This is a genomic window from Streptomyces hygroscopicus subsp. hygroscopicus (genome assembly GCF_030269125.1).
Lineage (GTDB): Bacteria > Actinomycetota > Actinomycetes > Streptomycetales > Streptomycetaceae > Streptomyces > Streptomyces hygroscopicus_C.
Genome location: NZ_BSSM01000004.1, coordinates 291648 through 310271, shown reverse-complemented (window position 1 = coordinate 310271; position 18624 = coordinate 291648). Strand labels below are relative to the sequence as shown.

Annotated in this window: 15 protein-coding genes; 8 read left to right on the top strand and 7 right to left on the bottom strand. The window is 72.2% G+C overall.

Features of this window, described 5'->3' with window-relative positions; genetic code table 11:
• Nucleotides 1-103: 103 nt before the first annotated feature.
• The 6 genes from QSK45_RS12200 (at nt 104) to QSK45_RS12175 (ending at nt 6868) form a co-directional block, all read left to right on the top strand.
• Complete coding sequence (locus QSK45_RS12200; protein WP_285556018.1) at nt 104-772, top strand: hypothetical protein; 669 nt, start codon at nt 104-106, stop codon at nt 770-772.
• A gap of 218 nt (nt 773-990) precedes the next feature.
• Nucleotides 991-1470: a hypothetical protein gene (locus tag QSK45_RS12195; protein WP_285556016.1), complete on the top strand. Its 480-nt coding sequence runs from the start codon at nt 991-993 to the stop codon at nt 1468-1470.
• A gap of 263 nt (nt 1471-1733) precedes the next feature.
• Nucleotides 1734-2753, top strand: a complete 1020-nt coding sequence (locus QSK45_RS12190; RefSeq protein ID WP_285556333.1) for a hypothetical protein — start codon at nt 1734-1736, stop codon at nt 2751-2753.
• A gap of 642 nt (nt 2754-3395) precedes the next feature.
• Entirely contained in the window at nt 3396-3803 is a 408-nt protein-coding gene (locus QSK45_RS12185; protein ID WP_285556015.1) for a YciI family protein, read from the top strand.
• Between the two features lie 8 nt (nt 3804-3811).
• Nucleotides 3812-4957 carry an RNA polymerase sigma factor gene (locus QSK45_RS12180; protein ID WP_285556331.1) on the top strand — a complete coding sequence of 382 codons (1146 nt, stop codon included), beginning with the start codon at nt 3812-3814 and terminating at the stop codon, nt 4955-4957.
• A gap of 678 nt (nt 4958-5635) precedes the next feature.
• The gene (locus tag QSK45_RS12175; protein WP_285556013.1) at nt 5636-6868 is read left to right on the top strand and encodes a GNAT family N-acetyltransferase; all 1233 of its coding nucleotides are present in this window, start codon (nt 5636-5638) and stop codon (nt 6866-6868) included.
• Between the two features lie 115 nt (nt 6869-6983).
• Here the strand turns inward: QSK45_RS12175 and QSK45_RS12170 are convergent, their stop codons facing one another.
• The 4 genes from QSK45_RS12170 to QSK45_RS12155 form a co-directional block, all read right to left on the bottom strand.
• Nucleotides 6984-7424, bottom strand: a complete 441-nt coding sequence (locus tag QSK45_RS12170) for an Lrp/AsnC family transcriptional regulator (RefSeq protein WP_285556010.1) — start codon at nt 7422-7424, stop codon at nt 6984-6986.
• Between the two features lie 372 nt (nt 7425-7796).
• Nucleotides 7797-9128: a flavin monoamine oxidase family protein gene (locus QSK45_RS12165; protein ID WP_285556008.1), complete on the bottom strand. Its 1332-nt coding sequence runs from the start codon at nt 9126-9128 to the stop codon at nt 7797-7799.
• 82 nt (nt 9129-9210) lie between these two features.
• Nucleotides 9211-9420: a hypothetical protein gene (locus tag QSK45_RS12160; protein WP_285556006.1), complete on the bottom strand. Its 210-nt coding sequence runs from the start codon at nt 9418-9420 to the stop codon at nt 9211-9213.
• A 279-nt stretch (nt 9421-9699) separates the two neighbouring features.
• A complete protein-coding gene (locus QSK45_RS12155) occupies nt 9700-12660 on the bottom strand; it encodes an aminotransferase (RefSeq protein ID WP_285556005.1) in 2961 nt (986 codons plus the stop codon).
• 575 nt (nt 12661-13235) lie between these two features.
• Here QSK45_RS12155 and QSK45_RS12150 point away from each other — a divergent pair.
• Both QSK45_RS12150 and QSK45_RS12145 read left to right on the top strand, forming a co-directional pair.
• Nucleotides 13236-13778: a GNAT family N-acetyltransferase gene (locus tag QSK45_RS12150; protein WP_285556330.1), complete on the top strand. Its 543-nt coding sequence runs from the start codon at nt 13236-13238 to the stop codon at nt 13776-13778.
• A 796-nt stretch (nt 13779-14574) separates the two neighbouring features.
• Nucleotides 14575-15360, top strand: a complete 786-nt coding sequence (locus tag QSK45_RS12145; protein ID WP_285556003.1) for a DUF1963 domain-containing protein — start codon at nt 14575-14577, stop codon at nt 15358-15360.
• Nucleotides 15361-15591: 231 nt separating this feature from the next.
• Here QSK45_RS12145 and QSK45_RS12140 read toward each other — a convergent pair whose 3' ends face one another.
• From QSK45_RS12140 to QSK45_RS12130, 3 genes are all read right to left on the bottom strand, one after another.
• Nucleotides 15592-15891 carry a sulfurtransferase TusA family protein gene (locus QSK45_RS12140; protein WP_285556001.1) on the bottom strand — a complete coding sequence of 100 codons (300 nt, stop codon included), beginning with the start codon at nt 15889-15891 and terminating at the stop codon, nt 15592-15594.
• Nucleotides 15888-17150 (bottom strand): MFS transporter, encoded by a 1263-nt coding sequence (locus QSK45_RS12135; protein WP_285555999.1) that lies wholly within the window; start codon nt 17148-17150, stop codon nt 15888-15890. Before QSK45_RS12135 ends, QSK45_RS12140 begins: the two co-directional genes overlap by 4 nt.
• A gap of 225 nt (nt 17151-17375) precedes the next feature.
• A complete protein-coding gene (locus tag QSK45_RS12130; protein WP_490993557.1) occupies nt 17376-18584 on the bottom strand; it encodes a flavin monoamine oxidase family protein in 1209 nt (402 codons plus the stop codon).
• Nucleotides 18585-18624: the final 40 nt, after the last annotated feature.

Here is an 18624-nt window from a genome sequence, read left to right as displayed (position 1 = left end):
TTTCCGGCACGGCAACGCCTCGGCTCGATATCGTCGCGGTGGCGCGGGACGCGCAGAGGGGCCGGGTCCGCCGCCCTTCGGGCTCATGGGTACCGTCGCCCTGGTGGATCTCAACCTCTTCGACGATGTGCCTGACGGATTGACCAGACGAGCCCGATCGTTCGTCCGCGCGCACGGCGTCAAGGTCGATGTCCGGCCCGTGGACGGGTACAGGCAGTGGTGGCTTGAGCGAGGTGTCCCGCCGGAAGTGATCGACCGAATGGGGGCGTACCAGGAGCGATGGGGTGGTCTGCTCCTGCCGCCCGCGACGCAGTACGACGGCGGCCCGAAGTACCTCGATCCGGACTCGCCCGAATCAGACTCCGCGGGGTGGTGGTTCGAAGCCGGGATGCAACGGACCGCGGTTCCCTACTCATTCATGATCAGTCCGTCCGGTGAGTTCGGCATTCATGCGGACAGGTGGGCGCCGCTCCACGCGACCGTCGAGGGCTGGGTGGAATCGCTCGCCCTGGCCCACCACGCGTCCATGTGGGCGAGGCAGGTCACCAAGCTCGTCGGCGATGACGTGGACGGCATCGAGCTGGACGGCTTCGAGCCGGTGCGCGAGGTCATGGGCCTTGCAGACACCTGGTGGAGAGGTTCCGACTCTCTGATAGCGCTCTATTCCGGGGAAGCCGAGTCCCTCGGCCTCCCCGGAGAACGCATCGCGTTGATCTACTCGGGGCTCGACGAGTGGGGGCTGCGAGGCGGCGTCGAGGCAGGCGACAGCTGAGATGACTTGTCCACGACCAGGTCCCGGGCGCCACCCTCGCACCCGGTGCGACCACGGGCTCGGGTGAGAAGGGCCGCACCCGTGGGCTTCCGATCGTCTCGGAATGACGAGCACGGTCAGAGGGGACCGAGGGCCGTCCGCCGGCTGAGCGTCTGTCCGGGCGGCGTTGAGTACTCGTACTCATGTCCGGCCTGGTCCGGTGAAACGACCATGGGTGCATGAAACGACATGAGGGGGCCTTCTTCGCCCTTGCTGCCGCCGCGATGGTGGCCGCCGTGCCCGTCGCCGCCTGGGGGCTGGTGGGGCAGCAGGACACCGAAGGGCTGCCGGCGTCCGAGCTCGACCATGCCTTCCAGCCGTGGGACATCGCTGACGGCCCCGCCCGCGCGATCGGCGCGACCGCCCTTCTGGTCACGGCGGTCGCCGCGGCGTTGCTTGTCCGGGCCACGCGCCGCGGGGCGCTGGATCGGCGTTGGTGGATGGTACTCGGGCCGCTGACCATGGCCGGGCTGATGGCGGGAGTGGGGTGGCGGGTGCTGACCGCCGGGGTGATCGGCGCCAACATCGGGGCCGGGCTGACGATCATGCTCGGTGGACCGGTGGTGGCCGGCCTCGTGCTGTGGTCACTGGCAGGCGGCGTGTGGCTGGCTGTGCGCGGTGGGGGTGACGCCAACCACCGAGCAGCACCGACCCGTTGACCGCTCCGCTCACTCGGCGGTGTTTCATCCGCCGGCCGCTCCTACCGGCTGCGGGCCTTCCGGCGGTGCGCGAGGCACCGGTGGACGCGGAGTGATCCCCGGGTGCGCGGCGCGGGACAACCTTGTGAGCAGGTTGTGAGTCTTCTGTGCGATCACGTCGTGATCGGACCCACGAGGAGAACATCATCAGCGCCATACACAAGACCCTCTCCGGTATCGCCGTCACCGGTGTCGTCCTGGCGGGGGCCACCGCCTGTGGAACGGTGGAGCAGCTCTCCGCCGGCAGGAAACTCGACCGAGCCTTCGAGAAGCTCGGCGAGAAGAAGACGGTCTCCTTCGAGCTCGACCTGGACACCGACGCCACCTCCTTGAAGGCCCTGGACGCCGGGTCCCACCCCAAGCCCGGCGAGGAGATGCCGGATGAGGCCGCCGAGTTGCTCAGCGGGGCGAAGGTCAGGGTCACCGTCCAGTCGAAGAAGCCGATCGGCGAGTCCGGCGAGAAGGACCTCGTCGGTACGGCCCTGAAGGTCAGCGGTCCGGACGGCGACCTCATCGAGTGCCGGGTGATCGGGGACTACACCTACCTCCGCGCCGACCCCGACGCCCTCGGGAAGATGACGGGAAGCCCGATGCCGACCGCCGAGGACCTGCCTCCGCAGGCCGGGGCGATGAAGGACGTCCTCAACGGCAAGTGGGTGAAGTTCAGCAACAAGGAGACGAGGAATGCCACGGGGGAGGGCCGGCGCGCCAAGGGCGGTCCCGCACCGGCTCGGTCCCTCGACGCGAAGACGCAGAAGAAGCTCGTGCGGGCCCTGCGCGAGGTGATCGCCCGTGAGGTGCGTTTCAGGACGGCCGACGGCGGCGACGGCACCGAGCACATCACCGCCACCGCGCCCTTCCGCACACTGGTCGGCGAGTTGCTGCGCGAGATCCGCCCGCTCGCGAAGGACCTTCCGCCGGGCGTCGGGCTGCCGACCGACGAGGACCTGAAGGACGCCCCCGACACCAAGGTGACGGCCGACTTCACGCTCAAGAACGGCGAGCTGTCCGAGATGAACGTGGACCTCGCCAAGCTGGCCGACAACGCCGAGGTCAAGAAGCTGGGCCTGACGCTGCGGACGGGCCAGGGCTCCAAGCCGACCGCCCCCGTCGGGGCCACGGAGCTGAACCTCGATGAACTTGCCCAGGGCTTTTTCGGGTCCGGCGCGGCGGGTGACGCGGAATTCGACGACGGTGACCTCCGCGACCTCGGCGGGCAGGACTTCCCGCAGGACGGTTCCTGATCGCACGAGGGGGTGATCCACCGGACGGTCCCGGCAGCCTGCCGTGCCGTGGGCAGGGCCGGCCGCCCCGGAGCAAGCCGTGTACCCGGGCCCCGGCTGACAAACCCAACCCAGGCGGGTCCCGCGCGTGCCGTGACGGTCGTCATGGGTCACGGGCGGGGGCATGACCAGATGCTCCCCGCGCGGGGCAGTCGACGGCGGTGCGGGCGACGCCCTCCGCTGCGGCCGGGCCGGCCTGCGCCCGGCCGGGCAGGGCGGTGACGAGGACACGCCCTCCATGACGAGTGTCCACGCACGGCTCGCCCACCTCCGGGTCGGGCCGCGGTGACCGGGACGGACGATCCGCCGATCCACGGGACTGAAGGCCGTCTCCGACGAGCTTCGCCGCGCCCGAAGCCGGACCTGGCCCGGCGCGCCAAGCCGGGCGCACCAGGCATGCGTACCGCGCAGGACGAGGCAGCCGCGCATCCACGTGCTCCTGCTGCCGCGGCTCGGATTCGTCGTGGTCGGAGCCTGACATCAGCAGGCTCCTCCACGGGATTCAAAAAAACCGGACGACGATGTCGAGAACGTGTGCCTGGCTCCGTCTCCCCGGTGAACGCGGCCACAATGGGTCGCATCAGAACCTAGGAGAGAGACACGATGGCCAAGTACCTGCTGCTCAAGCACTACCGCGGCGCTCCCGCAGCGGTCAACGACGTGCCCATGGACCAGTGGACGCCGGAGGAGATCTCCGCGCACATCCAGTACATGAACGACTTCGCGGCCCGGCTCGAGAAGTCCGGCGAGTTCGTCGACGGCCAGGCACTCGCCCCTGAGGGGGCGTGGGTCCGGTACGACGGTGAGGGGCGCCCGCCGGTCACCGACGGCCCGTTCGCGGAGACCAAGGACCTCATCGCCGGCTGGATGGTGATCGATGTCGACAGCTACGAGCGCGCCGTCGAGCTGGCCGGGGAGCTGTCGGCCGCCCCCGGGGCCGGCGGCAAGCCGATCCACGAATGGCTGGAGGTGCGCCCGTTCCTGGCCGCGCCGCCCACCATCGCGGAGTGACGTCGTCGGTGGACGAGGTCCTGCTCCGGAGCCTCACACCGACCGTGCTCGGAATCCTCGTCCGCCGCGGAGCCGACTTCGCGGCGGCCGAGGACGCCGTGCAGGACGCGCTGCTCGAGGCGGCCCGCGTCTGGCCGGCCGACCCGCCGCGGGATGCGAAGAGCTGGTTGGTCACCGTGGCCTGGCGCAAGTTCCTCGACCAGGTACGGGCGGACGCCGCCCGCCGTCGGCGTGAGAACCGCGTGGAGGAGGAGCCGGCGCCCGGTCCCGCGCCCGCGGTGGACGACACGCTCCAGCTCTACTTCCTCTGCGCCCATCCGTCGTTGACGCCGTCGTCCGCGGTTGCGCTCACGCTGCGCGCCGTCGGCGGGCTCACCACCCGGCAGATCGCCCAGGCCTACCTGGTGCCCGAGGCGACCATGGCGCAGCGCATCAGCCGGGCCAAGCGCACCGTCTCCGGCGTGCGCTTCGACCAACCCGGCGACGTCGCCACCGTGCTGCGCGTCCTCTACCTGGTCTTCAACGAGGGCTACTCCGGCGACATCGACCTCGCCGCCGAGGCCATCCGGCTCACCCGACAGCTCGCGGCCCAGGTCGACCACCCCGAGGTGGCGGGGCTGCTCGCCCTCATGCTGCTCCACCACGCCCGGCGCGCCACCCGAACCGCGCCCGACGGCAGCCTGGTGCCCCTCGCCGCGCAGGACCGCGGTCGATGGGACACCGAGCTGATCGCGGAGGGCGTCCGGATCCTACAGGCGGCCCTCGCCCGTGACCGGCTGGGCGAGTTCCAGGCCCAGGCCGCCATCGCGGCACTCCACGCCGACGCGCCCACCGCCGAGGAGACCGACTGGGTGCAGATCGTCGAGTGGTACGACGAGCTCGCGCGCCTGACCGACAGCCCGATCGTCCGGCTCAACCGCGCGGTGGCCCTCGGGGAGGCCGACGGACCGCGGGCCGGTCTGGCGGCACTCGCCGCGCTCGACACCGCACTGCCCCGCCACACCGCGGTGGCCGCGTACCTCCACGAACGCGACGGGGACCTGGTGACGGCGGCACGGCTGTACGCCGAGGCGGCCGGCAAGGCACCGAGCCTCGCGGAGCGCGATTACCTGACGCGCCAGGCCGCCCGGCTCAACGCCCTCCACCGTCACTGAACAGGTCGCGCCCCGCGCACTCGACGCGGCCGCGAATCCAACTCGCCGCACCACACAGGTGGAGTCCGGCGAGGCACCTGGTGGCGGTCTCGACGTGGCGGGCGGGCAGGCCCCGGCTGCGGTGTCGCCGCACGTAGGCACGGTGGGCGTGTGAGGAACACGCCTTGTCCGCGGCGACGGGGCAGCGCCGGGCGCGCGGGCGGCCGACCCGCCACGCACCTTGATGCCTCGCAATACCAGGGTGCGGCGGGGCTGTCGGCGGCTTGCCTCGGAGTGAGGACGACGTACCGTCAGGTCCCCGGGCCAAAGCGACTTCGCAAGCGCGGATCACCATGATTCGGCCTCCACGAACAGCATGATCACTTTCAGGAGACACCATGTGACGAACACCAGACAGGCAAGCCACAGCGCCCAGAGGACCCAGCGGACCTCTCGTCGTATACGCATGAGGGGATTGTCGCCCACCGCCGCACAGCGCGGCCTCACCGATGACGGTGCCGCGGCCGGATGCTCGCCCCCGCATAGGAGGCCGAGTTCCCGATCTTGCCGCCGTTGTGCCGCAACGGCCCGCTGGGCGGCCCGGCCGTAATTCGCTTGCCCTGGTCACGGGTTCGACGCTGCACTGTGGCCGGACACCACGAGTCGTGGTGCCGGTGTCCCGAGGAGGCTGCCGCAACGATGGAAATCCGTCCCACGACCGACAAGGATCTCGACGTCTTCGTCGACACGCTCCATGCCGCGTTCGGGCGCTTCCCGGAAACCCCGGTCGACGGCGGCGGGCTCTGGTGGTCGGCACTCGAGACGGACCGCTGCCTGCTCGCCCTGACGGCGGACGGGCGGCCCGTCGGCACCGCCGCCACACACTCCTTCGAGCTCACCCTGCCCGGTGAGGTCCTCGTCCCGGCCGCTGGGGTGACCGCCGTCGGCGTCCTGCCCTCGCACCGGCGACAGGGCGTGCTCAGCGCGATGATGCGGCATCAGCTCGCCGGCCTGCGGGCCCGGGGGGAGTTCGTCTGCGTGCTGCTGGCCTCCGAGGCCCCGATCTACGGCAGGTTCGGCTACGGACCGGCGACCTACACGGCGCGGCTGACGGTGCCGCGCCACAAGGCCGCCCTCGCCGTTCCCCGGGCGCGCGCAGTGGCCGGCGCACCGGCGGCCGGCTCGGACCACGGCTCGGTCGAGGTCCTGCGCCGTGCCGAGTGCGGGCAGATCCTGGAAGACGTCTACGACCGGTACCGCCGCGCCCAGCCCGGCGCGCTGTCCCGGCCGCGCCGCTGGTGGGCCCTGCGCGCGGGGCAGCCCCCGATCTCGCCGGCGCCGCGCTACGTCGCCGTTCACCGTGGCGCGGACGGCGTCCCGGACGGGTACGCCAGCTACTCCGTCGGCGAGGCCGAGACCTTGACCGTCGACGAGACCATCGCCACCGACGACGCCGTCTTCACGGCGCTGGCCCGGTTCGTACTCGCTCACGACCTGGTCACCAAGGTGGTGTTCAAGCACCTCCCGCCCGAACACCCGCTGCGCTGGCAGCTCGAGGACTTCCGCGCCGGCCAGGTGAGCGACGACACCGACTGGCTCTGGGTGCGGCTGCTGGACGTCCCGCGCGCGCTGACCGCGCGCGGCTGGTGCACGGACGGCGAACTCGTCCTCGACGTCGACGACCCGTTCCTCGGCGAACGCGGCCGCTACCTGCTGACCGTCCGGGACGGCAAGGCCGACTGCGTCCCGACGGACCGGGAACCCGACCTCTTCCTGGACATCAGGGACCTGGGCTCGGTCTACCTCGGCGGCACCGCCCCGAGCACACTCGTGCGGGCGGGACACATCCGGGCCCACCACCCGGGCGCGGCCACCCTCGCCGACGCCCTCTTCCGGGCCGAGCGTCCCCCGCACTGCCTGCACTGGTTCTGACCGCGCGCTCGCGGAGCCCCACGCCCATGAGGGACTGTCTCCCGGATCCGGGAACGCCGCGGTAGACCCGCCACGGTGACATCGGCGCGGATCCGGGCGTTGGAGCCCGCACCGCTCAGCCGGCGTGCCACAGGAAGCGGTGGGTGTGGATCGCGAAGTAGGGGAAGCACTCGACGGACGCGACGCCCTCGGCGGCGCGTACGACGTCGTTGACAAAGTCGAGGAGATCGTGGGGTTGGCCGCACACCACCTCGACGAACAGGTCGAAGCCACCGGCGGTCAGAACCGTGTACACGACTTCGCCGTGCCGGGACAGTTCATCGGCGACCGCCCGCGGATCGCCGTCGACGCGCAGGCCCAGGAGAGCCATGGTCTGCTGACCCATGGTCATCGGATCAGTCACTCCGACGACCTGGACCGCCTTGCTGTCGATCAGCCGCTGCAACCGGAGCCGGGCAGCAGAGGGAGACAGCCCCACCTTCGGTCCGAGATCGGAGTAGGGGATACGGCCGTCGACCTGTAGCTCCCGCAGGATCGCCTGATCGATATCGTCCATGAAGCATCTCTCTGTCTGCGTGAACAGTAAGGCGTACGGGTGTTTCGAGCACAATGACGCATCCACGCGCGCGCATCGAAGACGGTCCCGCCCTCCGTCACGTGCCGGGCGGGGGCCGAAGCCGAGGCGGTCGAGGATGCGCAGCCGGGGGTCGCGGCGGTCTTCGTCGAGGCCGGAACCCGTCCCTTGCCGTCGCCGGCGCTGTCGTCTCACTCGTCGCCCATGGACACTTGATCGTCCGTGCGGCAGAGGAGGGTGGCGAGCGCGCCCGCTGTCACGGACGCGGGCGGTCCGCCGCGGCGCCGGGACCTGACGGGACGTCGAACCCGCGATCCGCGTTCGCGCCGGCCGGTCACACCGGGCCCGGCCACGTCAATCCGAGGGGTTCATGCCCCGCGTCAGCTCGGCCAGGGAGATCGGTGAACCGAGGATCCGCTCGGCCGCTCGATGCCCTGAGCGGAGCGCGCCGTGAACGGTGGCCGGTTCGCGTCCCCAGGTCGCTTCTCCCGCGAAGTGGAGAACCCCGTCGACGGGTCCTGCCATCGCATCGTGATCGTCGTGCGAGGAGCCGACGGCGACGTAGGAGTACGAGCCGAGCGCGAGAGGGTCGATGCCCCACCGTGTGATCCAGTGCGCCACGGGCGTGGGGACGGAGTCGCCGTAGATCCCGCGGAGGGAGCCGAGCACCGACGAGACCACCTCTTCGTCGGTCTTCTGCTCGATCTCCCGCCCCCAGGCACCGCCGGCGAAGGTCAGCAGCATCGGCCTGCCGCTCACCGCGGAGACGTCGTACCAGGAATGCCAGGGGACGCCGGCCCGGCCGTGCTGCCGGATCGCGTAGGCGTGGTCCTGCCAGAACCGGTCGGGAAACTGAAGGAAGACCTTGTTGAACACGCCCATGCCGAGCCGAGCGATCGGTCCCGCGACGGCGTCGGGCAGAGCGGGCGTGAACTCGATCGCCCCGGCCTTGAGCACGCCCAGCGGAACCGTGACGAGCACATGGGCGGCCTCGAAGGACTCGTTCTCCGTGTCGACGCGCACCCCTGTGGCCGACCTGATGACGGCGGTCACGGTTTTCCCCAAACGGACGTCGAGGCCCTCCGCGAGCCTCCGGGGAAGCACGTCGTAGCCGCCCGGGAAGATCACTTCGTCACCTTCGACGGCGTCCTCGTCGAGGGCGTGCGCCGCGACCTGTTCGATCTCCGCGCCGCATTGCTCCTCCGTGCGATGCCGGTAGAACGCGCGGACCCGTTCGGCGCGTTCGGGTTCCCATCCGGTCGCGGCAAGGGCACGCTCGGCCGCCGTGGCGTAACTCTCGGCGGGTCCGGACGCCGCGACGGTCAGCTGGAGCCGGTCGTCCGCCGTCTCGACGTCGGTGGTCCACATCCGTGTCGCGTCGTCGTCCAGCAGGCGCCGTGATTCGTCGTAGTCGGCGATCGGCCGCCCGCCGGCCTGGAAGCTCCCCACGGTGAACTCGCGCGTCCGCATCCCGAGCGCGGTGACGAGTTCCGTGAGCGGGTTGCCGGTGAGGCCATGGATCCACGAGGCGCCGCGGTCGACGGAGAACCCTGCCGTGCGGTCGGTCCAGATCCGTCCGCCGACTCGGTCGCGGGCCTCGAGCACGACCACACGTCGTCCTGCGGCGTGAAGCAGTCGGGCTGCGGTGATGCCGGCGATACCCGCGCCGACGACGATGGTGTCCATCTCTTCTCTCTTCTCCGGGGATCTCGAGGTTGGCTCTGGGTGTCGGCTGTGGGAGACAGGCGTGCCCCGACGGCGGAGCTGTTCATCCGGACAGGGCCGAGGACACCGCCGCGCAGCCGTACCCACCGTGGCCGACCCCTTGTCCGGTCGGCTCGAACCGGGTGTCGGTGTCGGTGTCGGTGTCGGTTGCGAGTGTCGCGACGAGGAGATCACCGAAGTCGGGCCTGCCCGGCTCGGCATCCACCTCTTGGCACAGCAGCGTGCAGACGTTCTTGCCGCGCTCGGCGGACACCGTCGAAGACCGACGGCGGGAGCGGTGGGGTTCTGGAGAGTCCTCGCCCGGGAAGGACGCGGCCTCCTGCTCGTCGCACGGGTGGTGCTCGTGCGTCGTGGCGTCCGGCCCCGATGAGCACGGTCCGGCGTGTGGGCGTGCGGGGCGCGGGGAGCCGCCGCCCACGTTGGGCCTCGGACCAGGTGCCCGAGGGCGGGGGTGGCCGGGCGCGGTCCGCCGGCCGGCGGACCGCGCCTCACCTCGACGCCGGATCGCGAAGCGCGGACGTCGGTCCCGGTGTCACCAGGTGTGGCCGTGGCCGAGTTGGGCGAGGGCCAGGTCGAGCATGTCGGCGAAGAAGTCGGCCGCGGTGGTGTCGATGCACAGCGGGGGCTTGATCTTCAGGATGTTGAGGTGGTCTCCCGTGGGCTGGACGACCACGCCGAGGTCGAGCATGCGGTCGCAGAGCTCGGCCGTCTCCTCCGTGGCGGGTTCCAGGGTGGTGTGGTCCCGGACCAGTTCGAGGCCGAGGTAGAGGCCCGAGCCGTGGACGGCGCCGATGATGCCGTAGCGGGGGGCCAGCGCTTCGAGCCGGCGCTTCAGATGGCCGCCGACGCGCACCGCGTTGGCCTGGAGGTCCTCGTCGCGGAGGGTGTCGAGGACGGTGAGGCCCACGACACTGGAGACCGGGCTGCCACCGGTGGAGGAGAAGAAGTAGCCCTGCTCGCGGTACCGGTCGGCGATCGCCTTGGAGGTGATGACGGCGCCGAGGGGGTGCCCGTTGCCCATGGCCTTGGCGACGCAGACGATGTCGGGGACGACCTGCTGCTGCTCGAAACCCCAGAACCAGTGGCCCAGGCGCCCGTATCCGACCTGGACCTCGTCGGCGACGGTCAGGCCGCCGTGGCGGCGTACCGCCGCGTACACCTCGGCGAGGTAGCCGTCGGGCAGTTCGACTCCCCCGGCGTTGCCGTAGAAGGTCTCGCCGATGAACGCTCCCGCCGGGCGGCCGGCGGCGGCCAGTTCGTCGATCACCGCGACGGCCTCGGGCCCGTAGCGCACGGCGTCCGCCCCGCGGTGCCGGCCGCGGTAGGAGTTGGGCGAGTCCACCGTGTGCACCCAGTTCGGGCGGGTGGCGAGAGCGTTCGGGTTGTCCTGGAGCGAGGTGGAGACCGCGTCGGAGGCGTACGTCCAGCCGTGGTACGCCTCCCGCAGCGCGACGACGTCGTGCAGGCCGGAAGCTCCGATGGCCAGCCTGAGACCCAGATCCACCGCTTCGGAACCGGAGTTGACGAGGAACACCGTGTCCAGGGGGTCGGGGAGGAGGGCGGCGAGGCGTTCGGTGAACTCCACCACCGAGGCGTAGTGGAAGCGTGAGTTGGTGTTGAGCCTTCGCAGCTGTCGGGAGACCGCCTGCTCGACGCGGGGATGGGCATGGCCCAGCGGGGTGACGTTGTTGACGATGTCGAGGTACGAGCGGCCGTCGGTGGACAACAGATGGTGGCGCCAACCCCGTTCGATACGGGGAGGGTTGGCGTAGTAGTGCTCCTGCACGGTCGCGAACACGGCGTCGCGCCGGTCGAGCAGGTCCTCCTGGTGCGTGCGGTCCGTGGCCGGGAGACCCAGGAGCGGAGCGGGGTCGGCGGTGAGCGCGAGCCAGCCGGCGGCGTACTCGGGACGGACCAGGGGCGGGACGGCCGGGCCGGCGGAATCGCGCAGCACGACATGGAGCGAGGCACCGGACGGGAGACGGGCCAGCTCCCCGCCTGCCGGGACCGAGGTGCCGGAGGGGACGAGGGGAGGGACCGTGCGGGGGAAGGACAGCGCCAGCACTCGCGGACCACAGGCGATCTCCACCCGGCCCGGCGCCGCCCCGAGGACCTCCCCCGCGAAGGGGGCCTGCACCACGGTGTTCCGGCCCAGGCGCAGGTCGATACCGGTGGGCACCGTAGGGGCGGAGACGGCCGACAGCGCGGGCGTGCGGGTGAGTCTCGCACGGGCGTACCAGGTGGCTGCCGCGGCCGCTCCGCCGGCGAGCGCGACGGCCACGAGCCGCTCCTCGGCGTCGGCTTCGAGCCAGGCTCCTCGGTCCATGGAGTCCGCGTCGGTGGACAGGTCGCAGCGGACGATGTCGTCGGCCGGGATGTCTCGCAGCAGGGGGAACGCGGGTGCCTCGGCCTCTCCGGGCGCCTCGGCCAGACCGGTCGCGGCCTTGACGAGTTGGGTCATCACGGCCAGCGGGGGCCGGGTGGCCTGCTCGAATATGCGCCATTCGCGATCGAGTGCGGCCGTGACGTACGTGTTGTCCGCGTCGACGGCGGCCTGGTGCCGCCCGCTGGCGACCAGGCCGGCGGCGCGCAGGACCACCAGAGGCCACAGAGCTTCCGCCTCCTGCGGGGAGAGCGGCCGAACCGCGTGGAAGGCGCGGACGGCGGGCAGCACGTGGTGTGGCTCGACTCCGTCGTGGTGGAGCATGGACGAGAGGCACACGGCCAGTTCGCTGATCGCCCAGCTCGTGCTGAGGTCGCCGAAGTCGATGATGCCGTCGGGCAGGGGCAGGCGGGCATCGGGGCAGCGGATCAGGTTGTCGTCGGTGAGGTCCAGGTGCACGGCCTGGGACGGCAGCGCGGCGGCGAGTTCCCGGACTCGTGCCCATGCCTCGGCGGTCGCGGCCAGCACGGCGGTTCGCTGGTCGGGGTGGTCGATGTGCTCGGCGAGCCCCGCGACGACGCGATCGGCGTGGCGGAGATCCCACTGGAGGACGCGGTCGAGGCCCGGGTGCCGGTAGTCCCGCAGGGCGGTGCTGATCTTCGCGGCGGTCGTGCCCATGGCCGCGACGGTACTCGGGGACAGGTGCCGTGGTCCCGAGAGCGGGCCGCCGGGCAGGTAGCGCAGCAGCCGGGCCACGGCGGGCCCGCTCCCGGTGTCCACCGTCGTGCGGAGGGGAGAGCCGTCGGGACGGCGCAGGACGGTGGCGACGCGGAGTTCCGGGTGGGCCGATGCGACGAGGTCGGCGGCGGTGTCCTGGGCCTCGACCTCCAGCGCGCCGAAGGCGGGGTTGGCGATCTTCAGGACCGCCAGGGGCGCTCCGTCGTCGGCGCGGAGGAGGAAGTTGGCGTCCTGCTGGCTGCCCAGTGCCTCCGCGCGGGCGGTGAAGCCGAGGGCCTCGGCGACGCGTGCCGCCTCGGCCGGCGTCACCCGCGGCGCGGGAAGCGCGTCCTCGGCGAAGAAGTCGATCGTGCGGTGCGCGTCGTGCGGCATACGGGGTTCCTCGGCTGATCCGGGCGGCGACGGTGGAGAGCCTGTTGCCTGAACGATGGCTCATGCGGTTGCTTCAAGCACAATGGCGTACCTAGACGCATGAATCAAGCATACGAACGATCGAATCACGCGACTTGCGTGTTGTGGAGTCGTTGGGCCCAGGCGGTCGGACGGGCTCCGCGAACCGATGACGCTCCTGGTGGACGGGTTCACGGCCAAGGTCACCCGTGCCGACCAGGAGCGGAGGCGGTGCGGACCGAGGGCCGCCCGGCCTTCGTGTCCTCGACGGAACGCCGCCGGTCGATCCGATCGTTGCCGACACTCCGCGCCGCTCCGTGCGCCCGCCTTCGGCCGGTCGGCCGCGTGGCAGTCGGGGCACGGAGCAACCTGACGGGGCCAACCGGTGCCCGCGCCGGCGATGCCAGGGTCAGGCGGGCCGGACGCCGGCGGACGAACACTCCGGCGTCGAGTTGCCGGCGCGCCGGGGTGGCGGACGTTGACATCGCGCTAGGTCGTGTGCCGAAAGTGCCTGGTGAGGATGGCAGGTGGCCCGATTCGTGATTCAGAATGACTGGATGGTCACCCTTGAGACTCCCCGCTTGATCCTGCGTCGGTGGCGCGAGGAAGACGTCGCGCCCATGACTGCCGTCAACGCCGATCCCGAGGTCATGCGGTGGATCCGGGACGGGAGCGTCCGTGACGAACAGCAGACGCGCAGCGGCATCCAGGCATGGGAGAGCGAGTGGGAGTCACGGGGCTTCGGCCTGTTCGCCGTGGAGATCAGGTCCACCGGCGAGCTGGCCGGGTTCACCGGCCTTTCGGTGCCCGGCTTCTTGCCGGAGGTACTGCCGGCGGTTGAGGTCGGCTGGCGGCTGGGGCGTTCCCACTGGGGGCAGGGCTTCGCCACCGAGGCCGCCGAAGCCGCCGTACGGTTCGGGTTCGAAGAGCGAGGGCTGGAGCGGATCGTCAGCATCACTCAAGTGGGCAACGACGCCTCCGAACGGATCATGATCAAACTGGGCATGCGTCCGGTCCGCGAGACCGTCAATCCCACCGGCGGTCGGCGCGTCAGGGTGTTCGCGTTGTCGTCGGACCAGTACGTCCCAGCCACTCGTTGACGGCGGCGACGAGGACGGCGGCCTCATGGTGGACCGCGAGTTCCTCGGAGCAGCCGACAACGACTGACTGTGGCCGTCCGCCCCCGCGGTGGCGGTCGTGGTTCTCGTGCCGGCTCGGGGTTGCCGCGGGATGGAGGTGAAGGGCGCGGGAGCCCGCGCAGTGCGCTGCTCTCCGGGTGTTCGAAAGCCGACCGCGACAGCTTGCCGACGGCGAGGGACTCGCCCGGCGCCCGTCCGCACGTTCCCCCAGGAGTCACCGGTACCCGGTCTGGCGTCGCTCCGGCCGCGTGCGCCGATCGCGGAGGTGCCACGTGCCGTGCCACGAAGCCGCGGCTCAGGGGCGTCCGACGGCGCGGACGGTCCATCAGGCGCCGCGCCACGTACCGGTCTCCGGGGCGCCGCGTCCGTCGATGACGCGCGGGGCCGCGGTGCGGGTCGAGACGGGAACCGGAAGGCCGACCCCGTCACGACCTGAACGGTGAGGGGTGCGCGGACGTCCTCGTCGGCTCGCCCGGCGAGGCGGCCGGCACCCACCGGGGCCGGCACCGCCGTCCTGCGGCGCGGCTCGGCCTCCGGTCCGACGACCGCCAGGGCCGCCGGCCACACCCAGGACCCGGCCGGGTTGCCCGGCGCGGCGGAGACCGGCGACCGGTTCGGTGCGGCCGTGCACCTCCCCGGCCTCAACCCGCAGGGCGGAGGCGGTGATCGGCGCGGTCCACCGGGAACGGCGGCGGGCCGGGGACGTGCCGTGGGGAAGGGCCCGCACGAACCGGGTGACCGGCCATAGGGTCGTCCCGTGACCGACACGGAAACCGTTGACGAGACCCCGGCGGCAAGAGCCGCCCGCTTCCGCGCGGAGGCCGCCTCACGTGGAATTCCGGCCGCCGAAGTGGAGGCGTACATACGCACCGCCCGCCCGGCGGTCTACCTCGCGGAGGACGGCCCCCGCCCGGTAGTGGCGCTGAGCGGCGGGCACCCGCCGCTGCCGGAGGGCGCCCCCACGCCGACGGCGGCGTTCGTCGCGGCCGTCGACTGCGCGGCCCTGCCGCCCGGCGCGACGGATCTGCCGCTGCCCTCCGAGGGCCGGCTGCTCTTCTTCGCCGACCCGGATCCGGGCAGCGGTGCGGTGGTCGCCGGCGCCGTTCGGTACGTACCGGCCGGGACGCCGTCGGCAGAGCGTCCGGGCGGCCCGGACGGCAGTCCGGGTGCCTACCGCCGGGCACGGCTGGACTTCTGCTTCCACCAGTGGTCGTGGCCCTGGCCCGAGGAGGACGACGACGAGGAGTCGCAGCGGGTCGCCGAGTTGGCGTCCGCCTGGTCGCACGTGGTCGGCCGGCGCCCGCACTGGCGCCTCCAGCTCGGCGGTGAGCCGGTCCTCTTCAACTGGGATCCGGTCGAGGCGGCGCGGGACGACGTACCGCTGCCGGCCGCGGACGGCGACGAGTGGACGCTGCTGGCCACGTGGCGCGGTGAGGACGACTGCGAGGAGCTGGAGGCAGGACTCTTCCACTGGGTGATCCGCCGCTCCGACCTGGCCGCCCTCCGCTTCGACCGGCTGTATGTGTACGTCGACGCCCTCTGACGCGAGGGCAACCGACGCCCGCACCCGCCCGGCGGGTCCCCCAAGGCGCTCCCGCCCGAAAATCCCGCGCCGCCGCGCCGTGGCACTTGGGCGGCCGACCCGCCGGGCGCGCTGACCGGTGCTCCGGTCGCACTCCGTGATCAGGTGACGGTCTCCGTGGTGAGTCGTCGCTGCTCGTAGCGGCGGCCGCCCACAGCGGTTCCTTTCACGCTCGCCGAGCACGCGGAGAAGTCACTCGTCCCGGTGCCAGGGCGCATCGCGCCGGGTCGGCGTCGGCTCGGCGGCGAGCCGCAGGGCGTACCGGTCCGGGCCCTGACCGGGCACGGGTCCGAGGTAGTGGTGGCCGGTCATGTGGCACCAGGCGGGCAGATCGAGCGGAGCCGCGGGATCGGTGGCGATGACGTGGACGACCGTGCCCGGCTCGGCGCCGTCGATCTCCCCGCGCAGGCGAAGCAGGAGGGTGACGCAGAGGAGGCCGGTGCCGTCGACGGTGATGTCGGGGGCCGGGGTCTGGTGGTTCATGGGGTTCATCGGCGGTAGGCGGTGGCGGCGACGGCGGGCAGGAGGGCGAGGGAGAGGACGCCGCCGGTGAGGGCGAGGGCAGGATAGCTCGTGGCGGCGACCATGATGCCGGAGGCCATGCCCCCGGTCGCCCCGGCGATGGCGATGGAGACGTCGACCAGGCCCTGGGTCCTGGCCCGGGTGGCGAGCGGGACGGTGTCGGTGATGATCGCGGTGCCTGAGACGAGCCCGAAGTTCCAGCCGATGCCGAGCAGGGCCAGGGCGAGCGCGAGGAGGGCGATCGAGTCACCGGGCGCGAGCGCGGCGAGGATGCCGGAGGCCAGGAGGATGATGCCGGAGGCGGCCGCGATCTTCATGCGGCCGTAGCGGTCGACAAGCCATCCGGTGAGCGGGGAGGGCAGGTACATGGCGCCGATGTGGATGGCGATGACGAGGCCGGAGGCGGCGGTGCCGTGACCGTGGTCGTGCATGTGGACCGGGGCCATCGTCATGATCGCGACCATGACGAGTTGGGTGAGGACCATGACGAGCGCGCCGAGGACCACGCCGCCGCGGCTGTCCGTGGTGGCGGTGTCGGCGGTGGCCGGGGCGGTCGCGTCGTCGGATTCCCCGGTGTCGGCCAGGGCGCGGGCCGTCAGGAGGGGGTCGGGCCGGAGCCAGAGGGAGAGGACGAGTGCGGCGAGCGCGTAGGCGGCGCCGGAGAGGATGAACGGTCCGGCGAGGTTCGGGATGCCGAGGTGTTCGGCGAAGGTGCCGGTCGGGGCGGCGAGGTTGGGGCCGGCGACGCCGCCGAGGGTGGTGGCGACCAGGACGGTGGAGACCGCGCGGGCGCGGTGGCCTGGTGCGGCGAGGTCGGCTCCGGCGTAGCGGGCCTGGAGGTTGGTGGCGGTGCCCGCGCCGTACACGAACAGGGCGATGAACAGCAGCACGGGATTGTCGACGACCGCGGCGGCGATGACCCCCGCCGAGCCGATCGCCCCGGTGAGGTATCCGGCGGCCAGACCCGGGCGTCGGCCGCGGGCTTGGGAGACGCGTCCGACGGCGACGGCCGCGAGGGCGGAGCCGGCGGTGAACAGGGCGCTCGGCAGCCCGGCGAGGCTGGTGGAGCCGAGCATGCGCTGGGCGAGGAGGGCGCCGACGGTGACGCCTGCGGCGAGTCCGGCGCCACTGAGGACCTGGGAGCCGACCAGGACGCGCAGGATGCGCCGCTGTGCCTGGTCGGGGTCGGATATGGGGGCCGTCGTGCTGACGGGTGGGGTGTGGGTCATCTCTCTTCCGGGGCGGTGGTGTGGCGATGGGTGGCGGTACGGCGATGCGTGGACAAGCCGGGCATGGCCGAGGGGTGTGGGGCTTCGTGCCGTGAGTCGTACGGAGCTCGTCCGTGCGCCGGTCCGCGGCCGCGCCTCCACGCCCCAGGCCGGGGCCGTCCGTCGCGCTCGGGGGCCGGGGCGGTCAGCGGCGGTCCGTGGCCGCGGACCCGATGGGCAGGCGGATCAGGCCGTCCGCCGGCACGCCGGGGAGCTGTCGCTGCCTTCTCGGGCGATGGTGCCGCTGGTCGCGTCGTTCGCGCCGGAGGGTGCCGCGAGAACGGACCGCGCTGCCCGTTCCCCGGCGGCGAGGGCGCCTTCGATGTGTCCGGCGTGGTCGGTCGCCGTCTCGGTCGACGCCCAGTGCAGTCGGCCGTCGAGGGCGGGCCGCTGGTAGAGGTGGTGGCCGAAGAGCGCGTAGTCGGCGAGGTGCCGCACTGTGGACGGGGCGGTCCACCGTTCGGCACTCCAGTCCTGCACGTGCAGGACGGCGGGGGCGGCAGCGGCCGGGCCGAAGAGCCGGGCGAGCTGCGCGGTGACGGCCTGCTCGAAGCCGGGGCGGACGGTGCGCGCGTGCGCGAAGCCGAAGAGCGCGGCGGGATCGCCGTCGGGCCCGGACATGTCGTGGATCTCCTGGAGCGGGCCGGTCCTGCTGAACACCGCACCGGCCAGCCCTTCCTCGCGCCAGAAGGCGCAGGGGTAGTGGGCGACGACCTTGACGACGGCGCCCATCCACACGGGGGTGGACCGGGCCAGGCGTACGAGGTCGGCGGGGAGTGCGTCGCCGAAGTCGATGCGTTCCAGCGCCAGAGCGGGTGGGACGGCCAGGACGACGTGCTCGGTGTGGAGCGTGCCGGTCGCGGTGAGCACGTCGAGGCCGCCTTGACCGTTCGGGTGGACGGCGGTGACGGGCGTGCCCAGTCCCAGGGACTCGGCGGGCAACGTGGCGGCGAGGGCGGTGGCGATGCCCTGCGACCCGGCGGCGAAACGGCGGGAGGGGGCGTCCAGCAGGTTGCCGGTGAGGCGGCGGGTGCCGGTGGCCTCCTGGAGCAGGGTGTCGCCGGCGAGGTGCTGGTCGAAGGTCTCGATGCCGCTGAGCATGGTCAGAGTGCGTACGCGCTCCTCGCCGTCCCAGAACCAGGTGGCTCCCAGGTCGAGGGCCCGCTCGGGGTTCGAAGCGGGGGCGGAGAGCAGGCGTCCGCCGACCCGGTCGCGGGCCTCCAGGGCGACGACGTCGCGGCCGGCAGCGTGCAGCACGGTGGCCGCGGCCAGTCCGGAGGCGCCTGCGCCGATCACGACGACGTCGCGGCTGTCCTGGTGGGACATGGGTGGCTCCATTCTGAGCAGGCTGAACCCCCGCTGTGGTCGGTGGTTCCGGCATCGGGATCCCGGGATGCCGAGCCGGGGAGCAGGGCAGGGGGCCGCCCGCAGGGTG